The organism is Pseudomonas thermotolerans DSM 14292, assembly GCF_000364625.1.
GTDB classification, from domain to species: domain Bacteria; phylum Pseudomonadota; class Gammaproteobacteria; order Pseudomonadales; family Pseudomonadaceae; genus Aquipseudomonas; species Aquipseudomonas thermotolerans.
Genome location: NZ_KB822609.1, coordinates 70,040 through 95,349 on the forward strand (window position 1 = coordinate 70,040; position 25,310 = coordinate 95,349).

Sequence of the window (25,310 nt, forward strand, 5' to 3'; positions counted from 1 at the left end):
TTTCCATCATGCGTATCGGCCATGGCTATGACGTGCACCGCTTCTGCGAGGGCGACTTCATCACCCTCGGCGGAGTGCGCATTCCCCACCAGTTCGGGCTGCTCGCCCACTCCGACGGCGACGTGCTGCTGCATGCCCTCTGCGATGCCCTACTCGGCGCGGCGGCTCTGGGCGACATCGGCCGGCACTTCCCGGATAGCGACCCGGCCTTCAAGGGCGCCGACAGCCGGGCGCTGCTGCGTCACGTGCTCGGCCTGGTGGCCGCCAAGGGCTGGAAGGTGGGCAACGTGGACGCCACCATCGTGGCCCAGGCGCCGAAAATGGCGCCGTACATCGAGGACATGCGCCGGCTGATCGCCGCGGATCTGCAGGTCGACCTCGACCAGGTCAACGTCAAGGCCACCACCACCGAGAAGCTCGGCTTCACCGGCCGCAGCGAAGGCATCGCGGTGCATGCCGTGGCCCTGTTGCTGCCGGCATGAACGAACCGCAACTACTGGGCCCGCGGGCCCATGGCGAGCCCTGCGGGCAGGCCCAGCTGAAGGCCTGTGCCGAGGACTTCCAGGTGGACGAGGTGCTCGACATTGACCTGGCCGGGGAGGGCGAGCACCTCTGGCTGTGGGTCGAGAAGCGCGGCCTGAACACCGAGGAGGCCGCCCGTCGGCTGGCCCGCGCCGCCGGCCTGCCGCAGCGGGCGATCAGCTACGCCGGCCTCAAGGACCGCCAGGCGCTGACCCGCCAGTGGTTCAGCCTGCACCTGCCCGGCAAGGCCGATCCCGACCTGTCCGCTGCCGAGGGGCCGGAGCTGGCCATCCGCAAGGCCGTCCGCCACCGCCGCAAGCTGCAGCGCGGCGCCCATTCGGCCAATGGCTTCATCCTGCGCCTGACCCGCCTGCAGGCCGATCGCGCGGCTCTGGAGCAGCGCCTGCGGCGCATCCGGGCCGAGGGGGTGCCCAACTACTTCGGCCTGCAGCGCTTCGGCATCGATGGCGGCAACATCCTGCAGGCCCGGGACTGGGCTGCGCGCCGAGAGCTGCCGGCGCAGCGTAACCTGCGCTCGCGACTGCTCTCCGCGGCGCGCAGCTACCTGTTCAACCGGGTGCTCGCCGAGCGGGTCGCCGCCGGCAGCTGGAACCGGGCGCAGGTCGGCGACCTCTTGGCCTTCACCGACAGCCGCAGCTTCTTCCCGGCCGGCGAAGCGGAGTGCGCGGACCCGCGCCTGGCGATCCTCGATCTGCATCCCACCGGACCGCTGTGGGGCCTCGGCGAGTCCCCCGCGGTCGCGGCGACACGGGAGCTGGAGCAGGGCGTGGCGGACCGGGAAGGCGTGCTCTGCGCCTGGCTGGGCGAAGCGGGCCTGGCGCACGAACGGCGCATCCTGCGCCTCCCCATCGACGGCCTGACGTGGCATTATCCCGACCCTGACGTACTGCAACTGGAATTCGTCCTGCCAGCCGGATGCTTCGCCACCGCCGTGGTGCGCGAACTGGTCGATCTGCTGCCGGCGGGACTCACGGATCATTCATGCGCATTCTGATTTCCAACGACGACGGGGTGAACGCACCCGGCCTCGTCGCTCTACATGCTGCGCTCGAGGATTACGCCGAGTGCGTGGTGGTCGCTCCCGACCGGGACCGCAGTGGCGCCAGCAGTTCCCTGACCCTGGATCGTCCGTTGCATCCGCAGCGCCTGCCCAACGGCTTCATCAGCATCAACGGAACCCCCACCGACTGCGTGCATCTGGGCCTCAACGGCCTGCTCGACGAGGTGCCCGACATGGTGGTATCCGGCATCAACCTGGGCGCCAACCTGGGGGATGACGTGCTCTATTCCGGTACCGTGGCCGCCGCGGTGGAAGGTCGCTTCCTCGGCCGCACGGCCTTCGCCTTCTCGCTGCTGTCGCGGCAGCCGGACAACCTGGCGACCGCCGTGCACTTCGCCCGTCTCATGGTGGAGGCTCACGACAAGCTGGACCTGCCGCCACGCACCGTGCTCAACGTCAACATCCCCAACCTGCCGCTGGAGCGCATCCGCGGCGTGCAGTTGACCCGCCTGGGCCACCGTGCCCGCGCCGCGGCTCCGGTCAAGTCGGTCAACCCGCGCGGCAAGGAAGGCTACTGGATCTCGGTGGCCGGCGATGCCGAGGATGGCGGACCGGGCACCGACTTCCACGCGGTGATGCAGGGCTACGTGTCGGTCACTCCCCTGCAGCTTGACCGTACCTGTCACGAAGCGCTCGGCGGTCTGGATGCCTGGCTCGGAGGTTTGCGCTGATGATTCACGGTCGCGACGAATTGCAACGTCACGGGATCGGCATGACCTCGCAGCGGACCCGTGAGCGCCTGATCCAGCGGCTCTACGAAGAAGGCCTGTCCAACCCCCGGGTGCTCGAGGTGATCCGCCGCACGCCGCGTCACCTGTTCGTCGACGAAGCCCTGGCGCACCGTGCCTATGAGGACACCGCCCTGCCGATCGGCCACAACCAGACCATCTCCCAGCCCTACATGGTCGGCCGGATGACCGAGCTGCTGCTCGCTGCCGGCCCGCTGGACAAGGTGCTGGAGATCGGCACCGGCTCCGGCTACCAGACCGCCGTGCTGGCCCAACTGGTGGAGCGGGTGTTCTCCGTGGAGCGCATCCAGGCCCTGCAGGAGCGCGCCAAGGAACGCCTGGCCCAGTTGAACATCCGCAACGTGGTGTTCCGCTGGGGCGACGGCTGGGAAGGCTGGAACGCCCTGGGGCCCTACAACGGCATCATCGTCACCGCCGCCGCGGCGGAAGTGCCCCAGGCGCTGCTCGACCAACTGGCTCCGGGCGGTCGCATGGTGATCCCGGTGGGGGCCGGTGACGTGCAGCAGCTGCAGCTGATCATCCGCGAGGAGCAGGGGTTTTCCCGGCATCTGCTGGACATGGTGCGCTTCGTGCCGCTCCTTCAGGGGCCGGCCGTTTGAGCGGTCGGGTGACTTTTCGCCGCAATGCCTGTTCCATGCCCGGGATGCCAGGCCTGGACAGGACACGCATGGCGTTCTCGTTCTCATTTGGTATTTTTGATTCGATCTGCCACTAGCGCTGGGGCGTCTGAAAGGGAGACAGGGGTGAGGCTCGTAGCCATTCAGCAGGGGATTCGCGTGACTAGCATTCGGGGCCTCGTCGGCGGAGCCGTGCTCAGCGCCGTTCTGGCCGCTTGCAGCTCGCCGTCCGGACAGGTCCAGGTGGTGGACCGTACCAGCGGCGGCCGTGCCGCCGAGTCGGCACCCCGCCAGCCGGTGAGCAGCGGCCAGTACGTGGTACAGCGTGGCGACACGCTGTATTCCATCGCCTTCCGCTATGGCTGGGACTGGAAGGCCCTGGCGGCACGCAACAACATCGCACCGCCCTACATCATTCGCGTCGGCCAGGTGATCCGCTTCGACGGCCGGCAGCCGGCTGCCGGCAGCGCCGTGGCCAGCCGTCCCGCCTCAAGCACTGCCAATACCTTGAAACCGGCCAGTAGCACGCCGGCCAACACCACGGCGCGTACCCAGACGCCGACTCAGCAAAAGCCGAGTACCCCGGCGCCGGCTGCTACCCCTGCTGCCCCTGCCGCCACGGCCAGCAGCACGCCGGCGAACGTCAGTCAGCCCTCGGCGCGTTCCGCATCCGGATGGCTCTGGCCCGCCAACGGCACGCTCATCTCGCGTTTTGCATCAAACGGTAGTTTGAATAAAGGAATTGATATAGCTGGGGAATTAGGCCAGCCTGTTTTCGCTGCATCTGATGGTTCCGTGGTGTACGCCGGGAGTGGTTTACGGGGCTACGGTGAGCTGGTAATCATCAAGCACAGCGACACCTACGTGAGCGCCTACGGTCACAACCGCAGGCTGTTGGTACGGGAGGGACAGCAGGTCAAGGCCGGACAGACCATAGCGGAGATGGGCTCGACAGGAACGGACCGGGTGAAGCTCCACTTCGAGATCCGTCGCCAGGGTAAGCCAGTAGATCCCTTGCAGTATCTGCCCAAGCGTTGATCCGCGTCCCATTCGTCCATCGCGTCGGCGGACGAGCCCGGGGATGCCAAGGAGGCGTCGATCGGGTTCGCGGTTGAACTCAACAAGGGACTTACAATAATGGCACTCAACAAAATTGAAGCGCCGGAGTTTGACTTTGACGACGAAGTTCTCCTCATGGAACCTGTCTTCGCTCTTGAGGAGGTGTTGGGCGAAGAGGCCGAGTCACCCGTCAAGCGCACAAAGCCGAAAGGTACGGCGCCGAAGCAGCACAAGTACATCGACTATACGCGTGCGCTGGATGCCACCCAGCTCTATCTCAACGAGATAGGCTTTTCCCCCCTGCTGACCCCCGAAGAGGAAGTGTACTTCGCGCGCCTGGCGCAGAAGGGCGATCCGGCGGGACGCAAGCGGATGATCGAGAGCAACCTGCGGCTGGTGGTGAAGATCGCCCGTCGCTACGTGAACCGGGGGCTTTCCCTGCTGGACCTGATTGAGGAGGGCAACCTCGGCTTGATCCGCGCAGTGGAGAAATTCGATCCGGAGCGGGGGTTCCGGTTCTCCACCTACGCCACCTGGTGGATTCGCCAGACCATCGAGCGGGCGATCATGAACCAGACCCGGACCATCCGCCTGCCCATCCATGTGGTCAAGGAACTCAACGTCTACCTGCGGGCCGCCCGCGAGCTGACCCAGAAGCTCGACCACGAGCCTTCCGCCGAGGAAATCGCCAACCTGCTGGAAAAACCCGTGGCCGAGGTCAAGCGCATGTTGGGCCTGAACGAGCGGGTGTCCTCGGTGGACGTGTCGCTTGGTCCTGATTCCGACAAGACCCTGCTGGATACCCTGACCGACGAACGGCCTACCGATCCCTGCGAGCTGCTGCAAGACGATGACCTGTCGCAGAGCATCGACGAGTGGCTGTCCGAGCTCACTGAAAAGCAGCGCGAGGTGGTGGTGCGTCGCTTCGGCCTGCGCGGCCACGAAAGCAGCACCCTGGAGGAGGTCGGCCAGGAGATCGGCCTGACCCGTGAGCGGGTCCGGCAGATCCAGGTGGAGGCGCTCAAGCGCCTGCGCGAGATACTTGAAAAGAACGGGCTGTCGAGCGACACGCTGTTCCAGTGAGCGACGGCTCCAGCCTCCAGTCAAAGGAACCGGCCCTGCGCCGGTTCTTTTTTGTTTGTAGGAAATTGCTTACGAAGCGTGTAAGCCAGCCTCGACGGTTTGCGCCAGAAAACAGTCTAAGACTTGTTCAGCAGAAGATATAACCTGATGAATTACAAGGGATTTTTATTTTTCGGCATGGGGATTTGTCGGGCCCGGGTGGCGGGAGTGGGGACTTGAGGGCGCGCGGCGACTGGGTAGTATTGAAGGCGTGTCGAGGGACCGGCACAGGCCGCTAGGGAGTGGCGGTCAGGAAATCGCATGATGCGATGCATCAGGAAGATGAGCCCGGATATAAAGGGATCAGGGAGTGAAGGGTGGGCGGCCAAAAACCGCCCCTCTTTTTTATCCGGACAATGGAAAAGGCCCGCAGTGCGCGGGCCTTTAGCGTTTTTCGAGGGCTCAGCGCTCCAGGTACTGGAGCTTGCCTTTCACGCCATCCCACTCCTCGGCGTCGGGCAGCGGGTCTTTCTTCTCGGTGATGTTCGGCCAGACTTCCGCCAGCTCGGCGTTCAGCTCGATGAATTCCTGCATGTCCTCCGGCACTTCGTCCTCGGAGAAAATGGCCTGAGCCGGGCACTCGGGCTCGCACAGGGCGCAGTCGATGCATTCATCCGGGTGGATCACCAGGAAGTTGGGGCCTTCGTAGAAGCAGTCCACCGGGCAGACTTCCACGCAGTCGGTGTACTTGCACTTGATGCAGTTGTCGGTGACGACGAAGGTCATTTTCAGATTTCTCCTCAGACGGCTGGGAGCCCATCACGGAAAAGGGCTCCTGTGCTCGGGAAAATTATCGCAGGGTCCCAGGCTTGTGGTCCCGTTCCTCCCTGAGCGCGCGGGATTCTAGCAGGGTTGCGCGCGTTGCGGGTCAGATTCTTGCTTTCCAGGCGTAGAGCAGTTCCAGAGCCTGGCGCGGGCTGATGCCGTCGGGGTCCAGGCGCTGCAGTTCCTCCAGTACCGGATGCGGCAGACTGGCGAACAGATCGTTCTGGATCGGCACCGCCGGCTGCCCGGGGCTTTGGCGCGGCGCCTCATGGGGCAGGCTGGTGGTTTCCAGGCGCGCCAGGTGTTCGCGGGCGCGCTGGATCACGGCATCCGGCACCCCCGCCAGCTGGGCTACCGCCAGACCGTAGCTCTGGCTGGCTGGGCCGGGCAGCACGTGGTGGAGGAACACGATGCGCTCGTTGTGCTCGGTGGCGTTGAGGTGCACGTTGGCCACTACCGGCTCGCTCTCCGGCAGCACGGTCAGCTCGAAGTAGTGGGTGGCGAACAGGGTGAAGGCGCGTAGGCGGGCCAACTGTTCGGCTGCCGCCCAGGCCAGCGACAGGCCGTCGAAGGTACTGGTGCCGCGGCCCACCTCGTCCATCAGTACCAGGCTGCGCTCGGTGGCGTTGTGCAGGATGTTGGCGGTCTCGCTCATCTCCACCATGAAGGTGGAGCGGCCGCCGGCCAGGTCGTCGCTGGAGCCGATGCGGGTGAAGATGCGGTCGATCACTGCCAGCTCGCAACTGCTCGCCGGGACGAAGCTGCCGATGTGGGCGAGCAGCACGATTAGCGCCGTCTGTCGCATGTAGGTGGATTTACCGCCCATGTTCGGGCCGGTGATGATCAGCATGCGGGTACTGTCGTCGAGCTGCAGGTCGTTGGCCACGAAGGGGGTGGTCAGCACCTGCTCGACCACCGGGTGGCGGCCCTGCTCGATGCGGATGCAGGGCTCGTCGACGAAGCGCGGTCGGCACAGGTCGAGGTTCAGGGCGCGCTCGGCCAGGTTGCTCAGCACGTCCAGCTCGGCCAGGGCCGCGGCAGTGTCCTGCAGGGGCGCCAGCTGGGCGATGAGGATGTCCAGGAGCTCCTCGTAGAGCTGCTTCTCACGGGCCAGGGCACGGCTCTGAGCGGACAGCGCCTTGTCCTCGAAGGCCTTGAGCTCCGGGGTGATGAAGCGTTCGGCTCCCTTCAGGGTCTGGCGCCGCTGGTAGTCGATTGGCGCCTGCTCGGCTTGGGCGCGGGGCAGCTCGATGTAGTAGCCGTGGATGCGGTTGTAACCCACCTTGAGGCCGGGCAGGCCGGTGCGCTCGCGCTCTCGGGCCTCCAGGTCCATGAGGAACTGGCCGGCGTTTTCGGAGAGCGACAGCAGCTCGTCCAGCTCGGCGTCGTAGCCACGCTTGAGCACGCCGCCGTCGCGGATCACCGCCGGTGGGTTGTCGATGATCGCCTTCTGCAGCAGCTCGGCGAGCTCCGGGTAGGTGCGGATGCTGCGCGCCAGCTCTTGCAGGTGCGGGGCTTCCAGGTCGGCCATGGCCTGCTGCAGCTCTGGCAGCGCGGCCAGGGCGTCACGCATGCGCGCCAGGTCGCGGGGGCGGGCGTTGCGCAGGCCGATGCGGGCGAGGATGCGTTCGATGTCGCCGATTTCCTTGAGCCAGGGCTGCACTCGTTCGAAGCGGTAGCCCTCGAGCAGGCAGCTGATGGCTTCCTGGCGCGCCTCGAGTACCTCGCGCTGGCGCAGGGGGCGGTTCAGCCAGCGGGTCAGCAGGCGGCTGCCCATGGCGGTCTGGCAGCGGTCCATCACCGACTGCAGGGTGTTGTCGCGGCCGCCGGCGAGGTTGGTGTCCAGCTCCAGGTTGCGGCGGCTGGCGGCGTCGAGGATCACGGTGTCGTCGAGGCGCTCGTGGCGCAGGCTGCGCAGGTGTGGCAGGGCGGTGCGCTGGGTTTCCTTGGCGTAGGCGAGCAGGCAGCCGGCGGCGCCTATGGCCAGGGTCAAGCCGTCGCAGCCGAAGCCTTTGAGATCCTGGGTGCCGAACTGCTGGCAGAGACTCTTGAAGGCGCTGTCACGGTCGAAGTCCCAGGGTGCGCGGCGGTGGGCGCCGCGGCGTTTTTCCAGTGGCAGGCCCTGTGGCCAGTCGTCGGGGAACAGCAGTTCGGCAGGGCTCAGGCGCTCTAGCTCGGCGAGCAGGGTCTCCCAGCCGCGCAGTTCCTGGACGCTGAAGCGTCCGCTGGTGATGTCCAGCACCGCCAGGCCGAACAGCTTCTCGTCGCCCAGCACGGCGGCCAGCAGGTTGTCGCGGCGCTCGTCGAGCAGCGCCTCGTCGCTCACCGTGCCGGGGGTGATGATGCGCACCACCTGGCGCTCCACCGGCCCCTTGCTGGTGGCTGGATCGCCGATCTGCTCGCAGATCGCCACCGACTCGCCGAGCTTGACCAGCTTGGCCAGGTAGCCTTCCACCGAGTGGAAGGGAATGCCGGCCATGGGGATGCTCTGCCCGGCGGACTGACCGCGGGAGGTGAGGGTGATGTCGAGCAGCTTGGCGGCCTTCTTGGCGTCCTCGTAGAACAGCTCGTAGAAGTCGCCCATGCGATAGAACAGGAGCAGGTCCGGATGCTGGTTCTTCAGCCTCCAGTACTGCTGCATCATCGGGGTGTGGGCTGACAGATCGCTCATGCTGGGGTCCGGCTGAAATCGCAAAAAGGCGTAGTGTAGGGTATCGGCGCCCGGGCTTTCACCTGCGACGCTCTCTGGGAAACGCGTCGGTCTCAAGGTGGCTGATGGGCGGTTCCTCTCGAAAGGACTCCGTCGCTGGGGTGGATGTCATGTCAGGAGCCTTCGCTCCACTTGGGGGCTACCCAAAGGTGGGCATGGGGGGGACGGGCTCTCTGGTAGTCTGTGCTGTTTCAAGATTCGCCCCTTCACCATTCACGGGTTGCAGTCCCGTTTCAGCTTCCAGCCGAAAGGAGAACCGAGTGCGCAGCATCGAAAGGGGGTCTGGCCCCGCCTCGGAGGCGGCGTCGCGCAGCAGCCGCTTCAAGCCCCCGCGGCTGATGCAGCACCTGTTGCCACGCTCCCGTCTGATTCAGCAGCTCAAGGACAACCAGGGCGTGGTCACCGTGCTGATCGGTCCGCCGGGGGGCGGTCGCACGGTGGTGATGAGCGAGTGCTACCGGCAGCTCGCCGAGGCCGGCGAAGCGGTGTGCTGGCTCAGCCTGTCCTATGCCGACAACGATCCGGCGACCCTGCGCCAGCACCTGAGCCGCGCCTTCGTCCTGCCGGACAGTTCCGCGACGGAGCTGCTGCCCGAGATGCCGGACGCGCTCAGCGGCCTCATCGATGGTGTGCACTGGCTGGAGGACCCGCGGGCGCGGGACCTGCTCCTGCATTTCGTGCTCAGCGTGCCGGCCGGCAGTCGCCTGGTGCTTGCTGCCAGTCAGCTCCGGGTACCGAGCCTGCGGCGCGCCGAACTGAGCGGGTTAGTTCGGGTCATCGGGCCGGCCCAGTTGCGCATGGACGATGATGAGGCGGCGATGCTGCTCGGCGAGCAGTACGCCCGCGAACAGGTCAGCCAGCTCAATGCCTTCATCGATGGCTGGCCGGCGGGACTGCGCTTCCTGCAGCGTGCGCCGCAGTTCTGCCATGAGTATCTGGCCAGTTCGCAATCGTTGCCGGCGTTGCCGGAGGAACTGGCCGACTACTTCGAGACCCACATCTGCCAAGGCATGGCCGGCAACCGCCTGGAGGCGCTCATGGAGCTGAGCGTGCTGCAGCGCTTCACCCCCGAACTGGTGGCGGCGTTGCCGGCGGGCGTCAGTCACTGGGGGGGGGGCGACGAGCTGCTACGCGATGGCTGGATGATCCGCTATGCAGACGCCCGGCAGCGTTGGGCACACGTCAATCCGGCGCTGGGGCAATACCTGGCGACCCGGCTCAGTCGCTTCAACCCGCGGCGCTACCGCGAGCTCCGCCATTTCGTTGCCCGCTGGCTGGCCGAGAATGGCTACCCGAAGGAGGCGGTGCGCCATGCGGTGAGCCTGGACGAGCCACCGGTGGCCGCCAAGCTGATCGAGAGTGCCGGCGCCGTGGTGCTGGATCTGGGCAGCGGTCCCAGCATCCAGCTGACGGAGATGCTGCCGGTGGAGCAGGCAGGACAGTTTCCGCTGCTGTTCATCAGCCAGCTGTACCAGCGTATCCGGGCCGGACGGCTGGGCGAGGCGCGCTCGCTGTTCGAGCAGGCCTGACGGCAGACCGAAGGCTTCACCCGGGTCATCCCCGGCGCCGCGGAGCAGCAGGTGTCGAGTTGGGCGCACCTTTACGAGGTGGTGTTCCAGGCCATCGCGGACACGCCGTTCACCCCGGCGCTCCTGGAGAAGATGCAGCAGGAGGTCGACCGCTTGCTGGTGATCGAGCCGGTGCTGGCGGCCAGTTGGGGATCGCTGCTGGCCTTCGGCCTGTTCGACCAGCGGCGCTTTGAGGCGGTCATCGCTGCCGCCGACATCGGTCTGAACCTGGCGCCGGGCGAGGAGCGCCCGCGCATTAGCATCTTCCTGCACATCCACAAGGCCCATGCCCTGCTGGCCCTGGGCCGCGTGAGCAGTGCCTGCGAATGCGCCCAGGCCGCCCTGGCGGACGCCCTGAGCCATTCCGGGCGGGATACCTACGAGTGGGTGAGCGCCTGCCTGACCCGCGGGCTGGTGCACCATCTGTGCGGCGAGGACCAGCAGGCCCTCGACCTGCTGCTTCCGGCCCTGGTCAGGGTGCGCCATACCAGCGGCTGGGCGTCACTGTACGCGGATGCCTTCGCCGCAGCGGTGGCCAGCCTGGCGCTGCAGGGTGGGCTGGCTGCGGCCCAGCCGCTGCTGGACCAGGCCGAGGTATTCGCTCACGAGCGTGGCCTGGGGCGCCTGATTGCACTGCTGCGGGTTACCCGCCTGGAGGAGTACATCCGTGCCGGACACTGGCGCGAGGCCTTGCTCCTGCAGCAGTCCGACGGGTTGGAGAACCTGCTGCATGGTCAGCCGGTGAGCGCCTACGAGCTGAGCATCCACGTCCCGGCCGTGCTGGCCTCCGCGCACCTGATGCTGGAACTTGGCCGGCCCTCCGAGGCCGCCAGCTACCTGGCACGCCTGGACCCGAGCATGATGGGCCGGGAAAGCTGGCGCTGGCAGCTGACCTATCACCTGCTGATGGCGCGCAGCTGCTTCGCCATGCGGCGCTTCAGCCTGGCCCTCGAGCATGCCTTCGCCACCTATGGGATGTCGGCGCGCAGCGGTCTGCGGCGCACCCTGGGCCCGGGCTTCGACGGCCTGCGGGAAATCGTCCAGTGGGCGGAGGAGCGCGCTCGTCCGCTGCCCGAGGGCATGCGGGCCTGGCTGGAGCAGGTGGCACCGCATCCTGTTGGCCGCACGCCGGCTCTGAGCGGGCAGCAGTTGCTCAGTCCGCGGGAGAGCGAGGTGATGGTGCTGGTGGCCGAGGGGCTGACCAACAAGGAGATCGCCCAGCGCCTGTCCATTTCTGAAGGTACGGTGAAGGGGCACCGCAAGCGCATCCACGAGAAGCTCGGGGTCACCAGTCGCTCCCAGGCCATCAGCCGGGCCCGGGAGCTGTTGCTGATCTGATCCGCAGAAGGGCACCGTCCCTGGCGCCCGAGCCTCGATTCAGAAGTTCCACTGAGCCTTGAGCGAGGCACCGTGATCGCGCATGCCGCTGGCGAAGCGGCCTTCGTAGTCCAGCGAGAGGGCGGCGGTGGCGCTCAGGTTGACCTGGGTGCCGAAGCCCAGCACGGCGGTATCGCGGTCCATCGAGACGCCACGCACGCGGAAGTCCTGGCTGCCGTCGGCGAAGCTCATGGTGCGGTCGAAGCGCTCGTCACCGAAGGCATGCTCCCAGGCCAGGGAGCCGCGCAGCACGGCGCCGAAGTTGCCCAGCTCATAGGGGGGCTGGGCGCGGACCCCGAGGCTGGAGGTAACCAGAGTCTCGTTCTCGCTGTCGCCGTGCAGGGCCGCGCTGCCACCTTTCTCCTGGACGGCGTCGGCTTCCAGGTAGCTGACGGTCAGGCCGGCGAAGGGCTCGACGAAGCGGCCGTCCGGCTGGCCGACCAGGTAGCCCGCCTCGCCAAACAGCTGGGCGGTATGGGCGCCGTAGTCAGCTTCGAGTTTCTGGCCGAGACCGCGGATTTTCCGCTCGCTGTCGATGTCGTGGTAGGTGTAGGACAGGCCGGCCAGGAGGTTGAGCTGGCGCTGGGTGTCCAGGGCGAAGGCCTTGCCGCCGTAGAGGGTGGCGCTGTAGCTGTGGATGTCGGCCTCACTGTCGCGGTGGCCGATGTCGGCGTCGGTCTTGGTGTAACCGAGGGCGCCGCCGAGGTACCAGCTGTCGGCGACCTCGTTGTCGTAGCCGACGAAGAGGCCGGCGCTGTGCTGGTCCAGGCTGGCAGCGTTGGCGTCGCTGTCGATGTCCTGCCAGTTGCCCACCAGCTCGACCCAGGCCGGCTTGTTGTCGAAGGCCGGTAGGCCGGAGGAGCCCTGGACGCCGCCGACCTGGGCGGTGGCCGCGGCCGGGTTGAGGCCGGCGTTGAGGCTGTGGCGCAGGTTGGCCAGCGGTAGGCATGGCTGGTCAGGTTCGGCAGGATGGACAGCAGGCTGGCATGGGCTTCGCCGGAGAGGCTGTTGAAGACCGCGGGCGGTGCACCGACCGGCAGAGTCTCCACGAAGTTGTAGACCTCGTGGCTGCTGGGCAGGGATTCGACTGCATTGGCCACGCCGCGCTGGTTGGCGGTCTCGGCCAGGCTGGCGAAGGTCATCGGGGTGCCGGGGTTGGCCGGCGCGCTGGCATCGCCCGGATGGGACGGCTGGCTTGGGCTGACCGGGCTTTGCGGTTGTCCAGCCGAGCTGTTGCGCTGCAGCGTCAGCACGACCGAGGCAGGGCCGTCCGGATCGTTCTTGTCGTCCGGCACGGTGGTCACGGTCGGCGTCAGGTAGGCGAAGTTGGCGGTCACGTTGGCCGGATCGATGCTGGTGACCAGTTCGGGCGTGAGTGGGTCGATCCAGAAGCCATTGTTGACCCGGATGATCTCGTACTGACGTTGGCTGTTCCAGCTACCGCTTTCGGCGAGCACGCGAATGCGGGCGCTATCGGCCAGTGCCATGGTGTCGGTTTCGATGCGGCTGCTGCTGCCGGCGGCCGAGCTGTCGCGTGCGCTGACCTCATAGGTCGAAGTCAGCGCCAGATGGTCCGCCTGGACCGTGCCCAGGCCTGGGCTGAAGGTGCCGCCGTCAATCAGCAGCTGTCCGTACTGGCCTGCGCCGGTCAGGCGGGAACCGGTGCCGATCGTCATGTGTTTCTGATAGCCAATGGCATGCATGTCGGTGTTCAGCAGCAGGATTCGACCATTGTTGTTGTTGTGCCCCTGCAGTTCCCAGTTGCCGCCGTTGAACTTCAGCTGCACCGGGAGTTGCCGGGATCCGACCGCAGCTTCGCCGACAGCTTATGCTGGATGCTGGTGCCATCCCCGTCGATCTCGAGCTGCACCACGCCGCCTGTCCACGAGGAATGGATGCGACCATCACCCAGCGACGCGCTGGTTACGGTGGTGAGCTCATGCATGCCGGCGCCCATCGAGGGTGGCATCGGCGCTGGCGAATTTCACACTGATGTCGTTGTACGCTTCCGTGGTGTCGACGTTGCGCAGCTTGGAGTTGCCAGCCAGCGTGACGCTGGTGTTGCTCATGCTCGCGTCCTTGATCTTGAGCACGCTGTTGCCGATCAGGTTGAAAGCGGCGTTGCTGACGCTGTTCGCTTCGGCCTGGAAGCTGCTGTTGTCGTAAAGCTGGAAAGTGCCGCCAACGATGCCATCGGCCGCGCTGCTCAGGCCGCTGCTCGAATCATTGAAATAGAAGGTGCCGTACTGGATGGCGCCAGTCACGTTGGCATTCAGACTGGCCGAATCTGCGAAGATGAAATTCCCTCCCAGGATGGCTGGGGCGGTACCGGTGATCGCGGGAGTACCCGCAGGATTGAAGCTCAGCTCGGCATTGTCGGACAGGGTGATCTGCGCGCCCGCAAGGATTGCGGTGTGGCGCTCCAGCACCAGATTGGCATTATTTTCAAAGGCAAGGATCCGACCATTTCCTATCTGGCCGTTGCCGTTCACGAGAACGTCCATCGTGCCCTTGAACGTGTAATCGGTGCCCAGGATGGTGTTGATGTCGTAGCTGTCTCCCGGACCAGCACCGGTACAGACATTGCCTAGGCAGCTGGCGGCCTCGGCAGTGGTGGCGGCCAGCAGGGCGGGACCCAGGACCAGTGCGCCGACGACGTTCCGATTGCCCTTGCCTCTGCTTCGAGCGGTTTCCGGCGCCGCCACCCAGGTGCCGGTTGCCGCGTTCCAGACGCTTCTGAATACCTTGTTCACGTACTACTCCCCCTTGCGTTGGACCTGCGCGCTTCTTCGCGGGCGACATCTCCCGGCCGGGCGGCAGGCATAAGAAAGCGGCCATGCTAGGTGTCCAGCCCGTGCGACCGGCAGCACGCAAAAAGGGAGGGGGTGAGGTGGCTCATGCCCACCTCTGGGGGGGATCGGTGCGGAATGGGACGCATGTTGCACGCGTGGATGCGGACGGGCCCGGTATCGAGCGGCCCGCTGGGTTGGGAACTGCTGCCGATATGGGCGACCTATGTGCCGGATTCCGATCGCCGGCTGACGAGCAGCGGCTGGAGCCGACCTGCTAGCATGGGACCCTCTTGGACTTCCCGCAGCAGGAGCGACGCACATGGAACGCCTCACCGAATTGGCCCGCGAGCTGGGCACCCGACTGCAGGCTCTGGGGGCCCAGGTCAGCACTGCCGAATCCTGTACCGGCGGCGGCATCGCCGAGGCCATCACCCGCATCGCCGGCAGCTCGGCCTGGTTCGAGGCCGGCTACGTCACCTATTCCAATGCCCAGAAGACCGCCCAGCTCGGCGTGCCGGCGGAGCTGTTTTTGCGGGTCGGCGCGGTCAGTCGCGAGGTGGTCGAGGCCATGGTGCGCGGTGCCCAGCAACGCAGCGGGGCGCGCTTCGCGGTGGCGGTGAGCGGCATCGCCGGGCCGGACGGCGGCACCCCGGACAAGCCGGTGGGTACCGTGTGGCTGGCCTGGGGCGACGGCGAGCGGCTGTACAGCGAGTGCCATCATTTCTCTGGCGACCGCGCGGCGGTGCGCCGGCAGACCGCGGAAACCGCCCTGGCCGGGCTCGTTCGTCTGGCCGCTGGAGAAAATCCGCTGCAGGGGTAGGCGAGCGATTTGCCCTATGGAATAATACTGTCTACTTATACAGTTGTTGGCGGCCGGCAGGCCCTCTTTGAACAGTGAGGATTCCAATGGACGAGAACAAGAAGCGCGCGTTGGCCGCAGCTCTGAGCCAGATCGAGAAGCAGTTCGGCAAGGGCGCGGTGATGCGCATGGGCGACCACGAGCGCCAGGCGATCCCGGCCATTTCCACCGGCTCTCTGGGGCTGGACATCGCCCTCGGCATCGGTGGCCTGCCGAAAGGGCGCATCGTCGAGATCTACGGTCCGGAATCCTCGGGCAAGACCACCCTGACCCTCTCGGTGATCGCCGAGGCCCAGAAGCAGGGCGCCACCTGCGCCTTCGTCGACGCCGAGCACGCCCTGGACCCCGACTACGCCGCCAAGCTGGGGGTCAACGTCGACGACCTGCTGGTCTCCCAGCCGGACACCGGTGAGCAGGCCCTGGAAATCACCGACATGCTGGTGCGCTCCAACGCGGTGGATGTGATCATCGTCGACTCCGTGGCCGCCCTGGTGCCCAAGGCGGAGATCGAGGGCGAGATGGGCGACTCCCACGTCGGCCTGCAGGCCCGCCTGATGTCTCAGGCGCTGCGCAAGATCACCGGCAACATCAAGAACGCCAACTGCCTGGTGATCTTCATCAACCAGATTCGCATGAAGATCGGCGTGATGTTCGGCAGCCCGGAAACCACCACCGGCGGCAACGCCCTGAAGTTCTACGCCTCGGTGCGCCTGGACATCCGCCGCATCGGCTCGGTGAAGGAAGGCGAGGAGGTGATCGGCAGCGAAACCCGCGTCAAGGTGGTGAAGAACAAGGTCTCCCCGCCGTTCCGCCAGGCCGAGTTCCAGATCCTCTACGGCAAGGGCATCTACCGCAGCGGCGAGATTATCGACCTGGGCGTGCAGCAGGGCCTGCTGGAGAAATCCGGCGCCTGGTACAGCTACCAGGGCAACAAGATCGGCCAGGGCAAGGCCAACGCCGCCAAGTACCTGGAGGACAACCCGGAAGTGTCCGCCGAGATCGAACGACAGATCCGCGAGAAGCTGCTGAACAACAACGCTGGTAATGGCGCGCCCGTGGCCGCCGCCAGCATGGCCGATGACCTGGCCGACATCGACATCTGAGCCCGCCCATGACCGCCGTACTCGACAGCCCTGCCGCAGTACGGCGGTTCGCCATGGATCTGCTGGCGCGCCGCGAGCACGGGCGCGTCGAGTTGACCCGCAAGCTGCGCCAGCGGGGCGCCCCCGCCGAGCTGATCGATCCCGTTCTCGACCGCCTGGCGGAGGAGGGTCTGCTTTCCGAGGCCCGCTATCTGGAAAGCTTCATCTCGTCCCGGGCCCGTTCCGGCTATGGCCCGCTGCGCATCCGCGAGGAACTGGCGCGGCGCGGTCTGCCGCGGCCGGCCATCGAGGCTGCCTTGCGCGAGAGTGGCCTCGATTGGCGTGCGCTGCTGGCCGAGACCTGGCGGCGCAGGTTCGCTGGGCAGCTGCCAGCCGAGCCGCGTGAGCGGGCCAGGCAGATACGCTTCCTGGCCCAGCGCGGCTATCCCCAGGAGTGGATCGCTCGCCTGTTGCGCGGCTGCGGCGCCGACGACTGAGTTCCGGGTCAGTCCACGCCGACGAAACCACCGGTCTGGTGCTGCCAGAGGCGCGCGTAGAGGCCGCCCTTGTCCAGCAGCTCGGCGTGGCTGCCGGTTTCCACGATGCGTCCCTGATCCAGCACCACCAGCCGGTCCATGCGCGCGATGGTGGACAGCCGGTGGGCGATGGCAATCACCGTCTTGCCCTGCATCAGGGTTTCCAGGCTCTCCTGGATGGCCGCCTCGACCTCGGAGTCGAGCGCCGAGGTGGCCTCGTCGAGGATCAGGATGGGCGCGTTCTTCAGCAGCACCCGAGCGATGGCGATGCGCTGGCGCTGGCCGCCGGAGAGCTTGATGCCGCGTTCGCCGACCCGCGCATCCAGGCCGCGCCGCCCCTCGGAGTCGACCAGGTAGGGTATGAAGCTGTCGGCGCGGGCCTTGCGGGCCGCCTCCCAGAGCTCCTCCTCGGAGGCGTCGGGTTTGCCGTAGAGCAGGTTGTCTCGGATCGAACGGTGCAGCAGCGAGGTGTCCTGGGTGACCATGCCGATCTGCGCGCGCAGGCTTTCCTGGGTCACCAGGGCGATGTCCTGGCCGTCGATCAGAATGCGCCCGCCCTCCAGGTCGTAGAGACGCAGCAGCAGGTTGACCAGTGTCGACTTGCCGGCGCCGGACGGGCCGATCAGGCCGATCTTCTCGCCGGGGCGGATGTGCAGGTTGAGCCCCTCGATCACTCCGCTGCCCTTGCCATAGTGGAAGTGCACGTTCTCGAAGCGCACCTCACCGCGGCTCACCCGCAGCGGCGGGGCGCCGGTACGATCCTGCACGCTATGCGGCTGGGCGATGGTGCGCAGGCCGTCCTGCACGGTACCGATGTTCTCGAAGATGCCGTTGACCACCCACATGATCCATTCGGCCATGCCGTTGATGCGGATTACCAGGCTGGTGGCCAGGGCGATGGCGCCGATGCTGATCAGCCCGCGGCTCCACAGCCACAGGGCGAGGCCGCTGGTGGCGGCGATCAGTACACCGTTCAGGGCGGTGATGGTGCAGTCCATGGCGGTGATCACCCGGCCGACATGCTGGGTCTTCTCGGTCTGTTCCTGCAGCGCCTCGCGGGCGTAACCCTGCTCATGCTGGGTGTGGGCGAACAGCTTGAGGGTGGCGATGTTGGTGTAGCCGTCGACGATCCGCCCCATCAGCTTGGAGCGCGCCTCGGAGGCCACTACCGAGCGCTGCTTGACTCGCGGTACGAACCAGGACAGGGCCAGGCCGTAGCCGATCACCCAGAGCAGCAGCGGCAGCGTCAGCCGCCAGTCGGCCTCGGCGAACAGCACCAGGCTGCTGACCACGTAGACGATCACGTGCCACAGCGAGTCGATGGCCTGCAGCGCCGAGTCGCGTAGAGCGTTACCGGTCTGCATGATGCGCTGGGCGATGCGCCCGGCGAAGTCGTTCTGGAAGAAGCCCAGACTCTGGCGCAGCACGTAGCTGTGGTTCTGCCAGCGCACTAGTGTGGACAGTCCGGGGCTGATGGTCTGGTGCACCAGCAGGTCGTGCACGCCGTTGAACAGCGGGCGCAGCAGCAGCGCGACCACGGCCATCCACAGCAGGGTACCTTGGTGTTCGCGGAAGAATTCGCCGGGGCTGGAGCTGGACTGGGCCAGGTCGATCAGTTGGCCGAGGAAGCTGAACAGGGCCACCTCGATCAGCGCCACGACCAGGCCGACCAGCAGCAGGGCGGTGAGGCTCGGCCAGACCTGGCGCAGGTAATGCAGGTAGAAGCGGCCCACGCTGGGCGGGGGCATGTCGCCGGAGTCGGTACGGAAGTAGTCGATGAGGCGTTCGAAGTAGCGGTAGATCATGGTCACGCATCCCTCAAAGTACTGCCGTGCCTGTCGGCGCAGCGGGCGGGCCGTCAGCTAGCCCCGTCGCTGCCCGTGCCGCGGGGCGGCTGGGCCGCACCCGCGGGCGTTCCTTCACAGCCGCTTGGCCGAAAGGATCACTATTGCTTCAGCGGGTACGTCGCGCATGCCGGCCCGCATGGTGGTCGGGCTCTGGGCGATGCGGTCGACCACATCCATGCCGCGCACCACCTTGCCGAACACTGCGTAGCCGAAGTCACGCACGCCGTGATCAAGGAAATCGTTGTCCTTCTGGTTGATGAAGAACTGGCTGGTCGCCGAGTTCACCTCCGAGGTCCGGGCCATGGCCAGGGTGCCGCGCACGTTGTGCAGGCCGTTGTCGGCCTCGTTCTTGATCGGTTCGCGTGTGGCCTTCTGGGTCATGTTCTCGGTGAAGCCGCCGCCCTGGATCATGAAGCCGGGAATCACCCGGTGGAAGATGGTGTTGTCGTAGAAGCCGCTGTCCACGTATTCGAGGAAGTTCTTCACGGTGACCGGTGCCTTGTCGGCGGCCAGCTCCACCTCGATCTCGCCGAGCGTGGTGGCGAACAGGACGCGGGGGTTGTCGGCGGCCAGCAGCTGGCAGGCGAACAGCAGGGAACAGGCGGAAAGCAGCAGTTTCTTCAGCATCGTTGGGCTCTTTTGTTTTCAGGTTTGGCTGGAATGCTCGAACCTCGGCGAGGAAGTCGAGCAGGGTGGTGTTGAAGCGTTCTGGCTGGTCCAGCGGGGTAGCATGGCGCGAGTCCTCGATCACCACCAGACGCGCGCCTGGGCAATTCCTTCACATAGGTGGCCTTGTGCGCAACTAAGGAGGAGTCCCGGTCGCCGCTGACCGCCAGGGTAGGACAGGAGAGGCGCGCCAGGCGTTCCCGTGGACCCCGGTCGATGATCGCGTCCAGGCTGGCAGCCGCGGTGGGTGAAGTAGACATGGGCTGGTCTCGCGGGCTCAGTTGGCCACCAGCGGGGCGGCGAAGGGCGCGTCCAGGGGGGCGCGGTCGTAGGACTTGATCAGGTCGACGAGGATCTGCGTCGCCGGTCCCAGGGTCTTTTCCTTGTTCGAGTACAGGTAGAAGTGCGGATGGCGGCTGCCGCCCTGGGCCAGCGGTAGGGGTCTGAGCAGGCCGCAGTGCAGCTCGTGCTCGATCAGATGACGTGGTAGCCAGGCGAAGCCTAGGCCGCTGCTGACGAAGGTGGCGGCGGTGGGCAGGCTGCCGACCGTCCAGCGCTGCTCGGCGCCGAGCCAGCCGACGTCGCGCGGCTTAGTACGTCCGGAGTCGCGGATCACCACCTGCAGGTGACCCTCCAGGTCCTGGAAGCTGAGTTCACGCTGCAGCTGATGCAGCGGATGCTGGGGATGGGCGACGGCGACGAACTCCACGGCGCTCAGTTGATCGCCCAGGTAGCCGTTGATGTCGAGGCCGCTGATCGCCAGGTCGGCGCTGCCATCAAGGAGCATTTCCTCCACCCCGGAGAGCACCTCCTCGCAGAGCCGCACCCGGCAGCCGCGGCTCTGCGGCATGAAGGCGCTGAGCGCGCGTACCAGACGGGCGACGGGGTAGGCGGCGTCCACCACCAGGCGCACCTCGGCCTCCCAGCCCTGTTCCATGTGGTGGGCCAGTTCCTCCAGCTGGCTGGCCTGCTTAACCAACTGACGCGAGCGGCGCAGCAGCACGGCGCCGGCCTCGGTGAGCACCGCCTTGCGGCCGTCGATGCGCAGCAGTGGCACGCCGAGCTGCTCCTGCATGCGCGCCACCGTGTAACTGATCGACGACTGCGAACGGTGCAGGACCTCGGCGGCCTGGGCGAAACCGCCGTGATCGACCACAGCCTGCAGGGTACGCCATTGATCCAGGGTCACGCGGGGCGCTTTCATCTAGATCTCCTCTTGTCCTACGCTGCTTCTCCACCTGGAGAAACTCGTCCCATGAAGAAAGAACTCTGCTGTGCCGTGTTCGCCCTGCTGCCCCTCGCCGCGCTGGCTGCCACCTATCCCATCGAGCTGGAGAAGCAGCTCAACGGTGCGGAGATTTCCGCGTCGCCCATGGCCCTCGACTACAACCTGGGCGCGGTCAACCTCTACAACTACGGGGAGACCCGCGCACGCTGCACCGCAGTGTTCCGCAACGGCCCGGAAATGCCGCGGACGCGCAGGATCACCTTGGAGCCAGGTGACAATTCGGCGGTCACCGGCAAGTTCAACAGCGGCATCCTCCGCCTGCGCATCAAGCTCACCTGCGAGCCGCTGGACTGACGGCTGCCCCAGGCGGCGCGGCGCAGACGGGACTGCTTCTGAGCCTAATTCGCTCTCATGCATAAATCAATTTTATAGATTGGTTGGAGCGAATTTTTCTGCTTTTTTATCGATCTCAACATCCATAACCTGAATCCATCGAATCGCAACCACCTCTCGTCGATGGAGTCAGCATCATGTCCAAACTTCTAGTCATCGAAAGCAGCGCCCGCCAGGAAGGTTCCGTCTCCCGTCAGCTCACCGAGGATTTCCTCGCCAAGTGGCGCGCCACCCACCCTGCGGACAGCATCACCATCCGTGACCTGGCCAAGTCGCCGGTGCCGCACCTCGACGAGACCCTGCTGGGCGGCTGGATGAAACCGGCCGAGCAGCAGAGCGCCGCGGAGCAGGCCGCCCTGGCCCGCTCCAACGAGCTGATCCAGGAACTGCTGGACGCCGACGTGCTGGTGCTGGCCGCGCCCATGTACAACTTCGCCATCCCTAGCACCCTGAAGGCCTGGCTGGATCACGTGCTGCGCGCCGGAGTGACCTTCAAGTACACCGAGGCCGGTCCCCAGGGCCTGCTCTCTGGCAAGCGCGCCTACGTGCTGACCGCCCGCGGCGGCATCTACTCCGGTACCGCGCTGGATCATCAGGAGCCCTACCTGCGTCAGGCGCTGGCCTTCATCGGCATCCATGACGTCACCTTCATTCATGCCGAGGGCCTGAACATGGGCGCCGAGTTCTCCGCCAAGGGGCTCAGCCAGGCTCGCGAGCGTCTCGCCGAAGTGGCCTGATTCGGGATTTCCCTGCCACGACCTCCTTTGCGCCCTCGGCTCCTGGGCGCAATCTCCGGACGACCTGCTCCCCCGGGTTGTCCGGATTTTTTGTGGGCGTGCGCTGGGCGCCACCGACTTGCCTGCCGGCGACTGCGTGCCCTTCGGACGCTTGGGTTTCGTTGTGCCCTCGGGTAATGTCGTGAGCCTTTTGCGGAGGCCCCGATGTTCGTTTCCTGCCTGCCTCTCTGCCGCGGTGGCCGCTCATGAGACTGTCCGGCCGTGGTGTGCTGCTGTCCCTGACGGCGTCCGTGCTGTTCGCCCTGATGCCCGGTTACGTGCGCGCGCTGGCGCCGTTGGACGGTGTGCAGGTGCTCGCCCAGCGGGTGCTCTGGTCGATTCCCATGGTGCTGCTGCTGGTCCTGACGTTCCGCCAGTGGCCGGTGCTGATGGACGTGCTCGGCCGCCTGCGCCGCGAGCCGCTGTTGCTTGCGGCGCTACCGCTGTCGGCACTGCTGATCGGCCTGCAGTGGGGGCTGTTCCTTTGGGCGCCGCTGGTGGGGCGGATGCTCGAGGTATCGCTGGGCTACTTTCTGCTGCCGTTGGTCCTGGTGGTGGTCGGGCGGCTGTTCTACGACGAGCGCCTGCGCCCTCTACAGGGCATCGCCGTGGCCCTGGCGCTGGTCGGCGTGCTGCACGAGCTATGGGCCACCGGCGCCTTCTCCTGGCTGACCCTGGTCACCGCCCTGGGCTATCCGCCCTACCTGATGCTGCGTCGTTGGATGCGCGTGGACGCGCTGTCCGGCTTCGTCCTGGAAATGCTGGTGCTGGCGCCGCTGGCGATCTGGCTGGTGGTCCGCCATTCGCCGCCGGGCGCTTTCGCCGAGCAGCCGCAGCTGTGGTGGCTGCTGCCGGGCATGGGGCTGCTCGGCACCCTGGCCTTCGCGGCGATGATGGCCTCCAGCCGGCTGCTGCCGATGGGGCTGTTCGGGATTCTCAGCTACGTGGAGCCGGTGCTGCTGTTTGGGGTCGCCGTGCTGCTGCTCGGCGAGGCCTTCAGCGCGGCGGAGCTTTGGACCTACGGACCAATCTGGCTGGCGATCCTGCTCACCGGCTTCGACAGTGCCCGAGTGCTGCACCGGCAGGCGCGGGCCAGCCGCCAGCACTGAGTGCCGGCAGCTCCAGCTTCAGTTCGTCGTCGAGTTCGTGGCGCAGCACACAGAGCGGCGCCTCGTTGCCTTCGCGCTTGCCGCCGGGGGGGGCATGAACTTCCGGGTGTTGCGCTTGCGGACCAGCAGCAGGCGCTGTCGGTCGTCGAGCAGGCGGGCGGCGGCGCTAGGGTCAAGCGGCTTCTCTCTGTACCTGGTAGTGGAGCTGGACCACGCCGGAGGGGAAGTTGCGCTGGGTCTGCAGGGTCAGGCCGCGTTCCAGGCCGGTGGCGAACATCTTGATGCCGGCGCCGAGCATGTGCGGCACCACGCTGACCACCAGCTCGTCGAGCAGGCCAGCCGCGTAGCAGGTGCCCGCCAGGGAGCCGCCGCCAACCAGCCAGACCCGCTTGCAACCCAGCTTGCCCAGCCTGTCGAGAGCTTCGGCCGGGGTCCAGTGACAGATGTGCACGTCCGGATCGGCCGCCGGCAGGGCGTTGCGCGTCAGCACGATGCAGGTCTTGCCGGGATAGGGCCACTTGTCGGCGTACTTGAGGATGTTCTCGTAGGTCACCCGGCCCATCAGCAAGGCGTCGACACCCTCGTAGAACTGGTGATAGCCATGGTCCTCGCCGGCCTCTTCGATCGGCTGCAGCCAATCGACGCGGCCGTCGGGGCGCGCGATGTAACCATCCAGGCTGGCCGTGACGTAGTAGATCAGGGCTGGTTTCATACTGGCATCTCCGGAACAAGGGCCCCTTCGCCATGTCGACGGCTGGTCTACCGTCAACTTCGTTCGACTGCGATTTTTCCAGAAAGTTTCTGCGCAAGACCAGCACCTTGCCGCGAATGATCCGGAGTTGGCCGGGAAACGTTGGAATTGTGATCTGTCTGGCATTTCCGTGAGCGTGCGGGAGGTGCAGAGTTTTCTACCGACAACCGGTAACCTATGCGGTCCTTTCGTTGTGAATCCATCGTTCCGAGGTGTCCGTGTTTGACCAATTCGCCCTGCATGAACGTCTGCTCAAGGCCGTGGCCGAGCTGAACTTCGCCGAGCCTACTCCCGTGCAGGCGGCGGCCATTCCTCCGGCATTGGAGGGACGGGACCTGCGGGTGATCGCCCGGACCGGTAGCGGCAAGACCGCCGCCTTCGTGCTGCCGCTGCTGCATCGCCTGCTCGGCGAGGAGCGCCCGAAGGTGCGCACCCGTGCGCTGATCCTGCTGCCAACCCGCGAACTGGCGCAGCAGACCCTCAAGCAGGTGGAGGCCTTCGCCCAGTACACCTTCCTCAAGGCCGGGCTGATCACCGGCGGCGAGGACTTCAAGGTCCAGGCCGCGCTGCTGCGCAAGGAACCGGACGTGCTGATCGGTACCCCGGGCCGGCTGCTCGAGCACCTGGAGGCCGGCAACCTGCTGCTGGAGGCGATCCAGGTGCTGGTGCTGGACGAGGCCGACCGCATGCTCGACATGGGCTTCGCCGACGACGTCAGGCGCCTGGCCGCGGCCTGCAGCGCTCCGCGACAGACATTGCTGTTCTCCGCCACCAGCGGCGGCAACGCGTTGCGCGGGGTGATCGCCGAGGTGCTCCGGGATCCGCTGCACCTGCGCCTCAACACGGTCGGCGAACTCAACGAGAACGTCCGCCAGCAGATCATCACCGCCGACGACGAGGCCCACAAGGAACGCCTGGTCAACTGGCTGCTGGAGCACGAGTCGTACGACAAGGCCATCGTCTTCACCAACACCCGGGCTGCCGCCGACCGCCTCTACGGCCATCTGGTGGCCCGTGGCGTCAAGGCTTTCGTGTTGCACGGCGAGAAGGACCAGAAGGAGCGCAAACTGGCCATGGAGCGCCTGCGCCACGGCGGCGCCCGGGTGCTGGTGGCCACCGACGTGGCGGCGCGCGGCCTGGACGTCGGGGGCCTGGATCTGGTGGTCAACTTCGACATGCCGCGCAGCGGCGACGAGTACGTGCACCGCATCGGCCGCACCGGCCGGGCCGGCAGCGAGGGGCTGGCGGTGTCGCTGATCTGCCACTATGACTGGAACCTGATGTCGAGCATCGAGCGCTACCTCAAGCAACAGTTCGAGCGGCGCGTCATCAAGGAGCTGAAGGGCAGCTACCAGGGCCCGAAGAAGCTCAAGGCCTCCGGCAAGGCGGCCGGCAGCAAGAAGAAAAAGGCCGACAAGAAGGGGGCCGCCAAGAAGGTCCCGGCCAAGCGCAAGGCCGGACCGCGGCCGAAGGTGGAGGGCAGCCCGCTGGTCAGCCAGGACGGCCTGGCGCCGCTCAGACGCCGCAAGCCGGCCGGCGAGTAGGCGCATGCCGGGCCGCGGAGGCGGCCTGCCAGTGCGTCAGCAGCCGGAAGCCAGCGCGCACGGCCAGTGGTGCAGGTTGGCGAGCAGCGCCATCACCTCTAGCGGGGTGAGGTTGCCGATACTCGAGTCGGGGAAGAAGGCCAGCGGCTGCCGGCAT

Annotated in this window: 24 protein-coding genes; 15 read left to right on the plus strand and 9 right to left on the minus strand. The window is 66.5% G+C overall.

The genetic code is table 11. From position 1 onward, the window contains the following. The first annotated feature begins 8 nt into the window (after positions 1-8). From ispF to rpoS, 6 genes are all read left to right on the plus strand, one after another. Positions 9-482 (plus strand): 2-C-methyl-D-erythritol 2,4-cyclodiphosphate synthase, encoded by a 474-nt coding sequence (ispF, locus tag H165_RS0110135; RefSeq protein ID WP_017938823.1) that lies wholly within the window; start codon positions 9-11, stop codon positions 480-482. After that, a complete protein-coding gene (gene truD / locus H165_RS0110140) occupies positions 479-1,537 on the plus strand; it encodes a tRNA pseudouridine(13) synthase TruD (protein ID WP_017938824.1) in 1,059 nt (352 codons plus the stop codon). Before ispF ends, truD begins: the two co-directional genes overlap by 4 nt. Then, positions 1,525-2,274, plus strand: coding sequence for a 5'/3'-nucleotidase SurE (gene surE, locus H165_RS0110145; RefSeq protein ID WP_017938825.1), 750 nt, complete (start codon positions 1,525-1,527; stop codon positions 2,272-2,274). The genes truD and surE overlap by 13 nt, the downstream gene beginning before the upstream one ends. Next, positions 2,274-2,951, plus strand: a complete 678-nt coding sequence (locus H165_RS0110150; protein ID WP_017938826.1) for a protein-L-isoaspartate(D-aspartate) O-methyltransferase — start codon at positions 2,274-2,276, stop codon at positions 2,949-2,951. The genes surE and H165_RS0110150 overlap by 1 nt, the downstream gene beginning before the upstream one ends. Before the next feature lie 144 nt (positions 2,952-3,095). Continuing rightward, positions 3,096-4,007, plus strand: coding sequence for a peptidoglycan DD-metalloendopeptidase family protein (locus H165_RS0110155; protein WP_017938827.1), 912 nt, complete (start codon positions 3,096-3,098; stop codon positions 4,005-4,007). A 99-nt stretch (positions 4,008-4,106) separates the two neighbouring features. Further along, the gene (rpoS, locus tag H165_RS0110160; RefSeq protein ID WP_026146532.1) at positions 4,107-5,111 is read left to right on the plus strand and encodes an RNA polymerase sigma factor RpoS; all 1,005 of its coding nucleotides are present in this window, start codon (positions 4,107-4,109) and stop codon (positions 5,109-5,111) included. Positions 5,112-5,552: 441 nt separating this feature from the next. Here the strand turns inward: rpoS and fdxA are convergent, their stop codons facing one another. Beyond that, positions 5,553-5,876 (minus strand): ferredoxin FdxA, encoded by a 324-nt coding sequence (fdxA, locus tag H165_RS0110165; RefSeq protein ID WP_017938829.1) that lies wholly within the window; start codon positions 5,874-5,876, stop codon positions 5,553-5,555. Positions 5,877-6,018: 142 nt separating this feature from the next. Further along, a complete protein-coding gene (mutS, locus tag H165_RS0110170) occupies positions 6,019-8,586 on the minus strand; it encodes a DNA mismatch repair protein MutS (RefSeq protein WP_017938830.1) in 2,568 nt (855 codons plus the stop codon). A 299-nt stretch (positions 8,587-8,885) separates the two neighbouring features. Between mutS and H165_RS0110175 the strand changes: the two genes are divergently transcribed. Beyond that, positions 8,886-10,154, plus strand: a complete 1,269-nt coding sequence (locus tag H165_RS0110175) for a winged helix-turn-helix domain-containing protein (protein ID WP_017938831.1) — start codon at positions 8,886-8,888, stop codon at positions 10,152-10,154. Positions 10,155-10,205: 51 nt separating this feature from the next. After that, a complete protein-coding gene (locus H165_RS0110180) occupies positions 10,206-11,531 on the plus strand; it encodes a response regulator transcription factor (RefSeq protein ID WP_017938832.1) in 1,326 nt (441 codons plus the stop codon). 39 nt (positions 11,532-11,570) lie between these two features. Here the strand turns inward: H165_RS0110180 and H165_RS20150 are convergent, their stop codons facing one another. From H165_RS20150 to H165_RS0110195, 3 genes are all read right to left on the minus strand, one after another. Then, positions 11,571-13,007 (minus strand): autotransporter domain-containing protein, encoded by a 1,437-nt coding sequence (locus tag H165_RS20150; RefSeq protein ID WP_081609347.1) that lies wholly within the window; start codon positions 13,005-13,007, stop codon positions 11,571-11,573. A gap of 340 nt (positions 13,008-13,347) precedes the next feature. After that, a complete protein-coding gene (locus H165_RS0110190) occupies positions 13,348-13,515 on the minus strand; it encodes a hypothetical protein (protein ID WP_155943603.1) in 168 nt (55 codons plus the stop codon). After that, the gene (locus H165_RS0110195; RefSeq protein ID WP_017938835.1) at positions 13,508-14,323 is read right to left on the minus strand and encodes an ESPR domain-containing protein; all 816 of its coding nucleotides are present in this window, start codon (positions 14,321-14,323) and stop codon (positions 13,508-13,510) included. Before H165_RS0110195 ends, H165_RS0110190 begins: the two co-directional genes overlap by 8 nt. 358 nt (positions 14,324-14,681) lie before the next feature. On the opposite strand from H165_RS0110195, the gene H165_RS0110200 reads away from it, so the two are divergent. The 3 genes from H165_RS0110200 to recX all read left to right on the plus strand — a co-directional run bounded on the left by H165_RS0110200 (position 14,682) and on the right by recX (position 16,800). Further along, positions 14,682-15,182 (plus strand): CinA family protein, encoded by a 501-nt coding sequence (locus H165_RS0110200; protein ID WP_017938836.1) that lies wholly within the window; start codon positions 14,682-14,684, stop codon positions 15,180-15,182. Positions 15,183-15,268: 86 nt separating this feature from the next. After that, positions 15,269-16,324, plus strand: a complete 1,056-nt coding sequence (gene recA, locus H165_RS0110205) for a recombinase RecA (RefSeq protein WP_017938837.1) — start codon at positions 15,269-15,271, stop codon at positions 16,322-16,324. An 8-nt stretch (positions 16,325-16,332) separates the two neighbouring features. After that, entirely contained in the window at positions 16,333-16,800 is a 468-nt protein-coding gene (gene recX / locus H165_RS0110210) for a recombination regulator RecX (protein WP_026146533.1), read from the plus strand. Positions 16,801-16,808: 8 nt separating this feature from the next. Here recX and H165_RS0110215 read toward each other — a convergent pair whose 3' ends face one another. From H165_RS0110215 to H165_RS0110225, 3 genes are all read right to left on the minus strand, one after another. Beyond that, positions 16,809-18,644, minus strand: coding sequence for an ABC transporter ATP-binding protein (locus H165_RS0110215; RefSeq protein WP_017938839.1), 1,836 nt, complete (start codon positions 18,642-18,644; stop codon positions 16,809-16,811). 114 nt (positions 18,645-18,758) lie between these two features. Beyond that, positions 18,759-19,313 (minus strand): peptidylprolyl isomerase A, encoded by a 555-nt coding sequence (locus H165_RS0110220; protein ID WP_017938840.1) that lies wholly within the window; start codon positions 19,311-19,313, stop codon positions 18,759-18,761. A gap of 316 nt (positions 19,314-19,629) precedes the next feature. Beyond that, on the minus strand, positions 19,630-20,556 hold the full coding sequence (locus H165_RS0110225; RefSeq protein ID WP_017938841.1) for a PA3225 family LysR-type transcriptional regulator: 927 nt from the start codon (positions 20,554-20,556) through the stop codon (positions 19,630-19,632). Positions 20,557-20,607: 51 nt separating this feature from the next. Between H165_RS0110225 and H165_RS0110230 the strand changes: the two genes are divergently transcribed. The 3 genes from H165_RS0110230 (at position 20,608) to rarD (ending at position 22,858) form a co-directional block, all read left to right on the plus strand. Next, positions 20,608-20,934: a hypothetical protein gene (locus H165_RS0110230; protein ID WP_017938842.1), complete on the plus strand. Its 327-nt coding sequence runs from the start codon at positions 20,608-20,610 to the stop codon at positions 20,932-20,934. Positions 20,935-21,110: 176 nt separating this feature from the next. Further along, positions 21,111-21,710, plus strand: coding sequence for an FMN-dependent NADH-azoreductase (locus tag H165_RS0110235; RefSeq protein WP_017938843.1), 600 nt, complete (start codon positions 21,111-21,113; stop codon positions 21,708-21,710). Between the two features lie 245 nt (positions 21,711-21,955). Next, the gene (gene rarD / locus H165_RS0110240; protein ID WP_026146534.1) at positions 21,956-22,858 is read left to right on the plus strand and encodes an EamA family transporter RarD; all 903 of its coding nucleotides are present in this window, start codon (positions 21,956-21,958) and stop codon (positions 22,856-22,858) included. 172 nt (positions 22,859-23,030) lie between these two features. On the opposite strand, the gene H165_RS0110245 is transcribed toward rarD, so the two are convergent. After that, complete coding sequence (locus tag H165_RS0110245) at positions 23,031-23,570, minus strand: dihydrofolate reductase family protein (RefSeq protein WP_017938845.1); 540 nt, start codon at positions 23,568-23,570, stop codon at positions 23,031-23,033. Between the two features lie 257 nt (positions 23,571-23,827). On the opposite strand from H165_RS0110245, the gene H165_RS0110250 reads away from it, so the two are divergent. Then, positions 23,828-25,153 (plus strand): DEAD/DEAH box helicase, encoded by a 1,326-nt coding sequence (locus tag H165_RS0110250; protein WP_017938846.1) that lies wholly within the window; start codon positions 23,828-23,830, stop codon positions 25,151-25,153. The last annotated feature ends 157 nt before the right edge of the window (positions 25,154-25,310 follow it).

Coding starts and splice junctions, on each gene's coding strand:
- ispF (WP_017938823.1), top strand. CDS start 9: ATGCGTATCGGCCATGGCTATGACGTGCACCGCTTCTGCGAGGGCGAC.
- truD (WP_017938824.1), top strand. CDS start 479: ATGAACGAACCGCAACTACTGGGCCCGCGGGCCCATGGCGAGCCCTGC.
- surE (WP_017938825.1), top strand. CDS start 1,525: ATGCGCATTCTGATTTCCAACGACGACGGGGTGAACGCACCCGGCCTC.
- H165_RS0110150 (WP_017938826.1), top strand. CDS start 2,274: ATGATTCACGGTCGCGACGAATTGCAACGTCACGGGATCGGCATGACC.
- rpoS (WP_026146532.1), top strand. CDS start 4,107: ATGGCACTCAACAAAATTGAAGCGCCGGAGTTTGACTTTGACGACGAA.
- fdxA (WP_017938829.1), bottom strand. CDS start 5,876: ATGACCTTCGTCGTCACCGACAACTGCATCAAGTGCAAGTACACCGAC.
- mutS (WP_017938830.1), bottom strand. CDS start 8,586: ATGAGCGATCTGTCAGCCCACACCCCGATGATGCAGCAGTACTGGAGG.
- H165_RS0110190 (WP_155943603.1), bottom strand. CDS start 13,515: ATGCATGAGCTCACCACCGTAACCAGCGCGTCGCTGGGTGATGGTCGC.
- H165_RS0110200 (WP_017938836.1), top strand. CDS start 14,682: ATGGAACGCCTCACCGAATTGGCCCGCGAGCTGGGCACCCGACTGCAG.
- recA (WP_017938837.1), top strand. CDS start 15,269: ATGGACGAGAACAAGAAGCGCGCGTTGGCCGCAGCTCTGAGCCAGATC.
- recX (WP_026146533.1), top strand. CDS start 16,333: ATGACCGCCGTACTCGACAGCCCTGCCGCAGTACGGCGGTTCGCCATG.
- H165_RS0110215 (WP_017938839.1), bottom strand. CDS start 18,644: ATGATCTACCGCTACTTCGAACGCCTCATCGACTACTTCCGTACCGAC.
- H165_RS0110220 (WP_017938840.1), bottom strand. CDS start 19,313: ATGCTGAAGAAACTGCTGCTTTCCGCCTGTTCCCTGCTGTTCGCCTGC.
- H165_RS0110225 (WP_017938841.1), bottom strand. CDS start 20,556: ATGAAAGCGCCCCGCGTGACCCTGGATCAATGGCGTACCCTGCAGGCT.
- H165_RS0110230 (WP_017938842.1), top strand. CDS start 20,608: ATGAAGAAAGAACTCTGCTGTGCCGTGTTCGCCCTGCTGCCCCTCGCC.
- H165_RS0110235 (WP_017938843.1), top strand. CDS start 21,111: ATGTCCAAACTTCTAGTCATCGAAAGCAGCGCCCGCCAGGAAGGTTCC.
- rarD (WP_026146534.1), top strand. CDS start 21,956: ATGAGACTGTCCGGCCGTGGTGTGCTGCTGTCCCTGACGGCGTCCGTG.
- H165_RS0110245 (WP_017938845.1), bottom strand. CDS start 23,570: ATGAAACCAGCCCTGATCTACTACGTCACGGCCAGCCTGGATGGTTAC.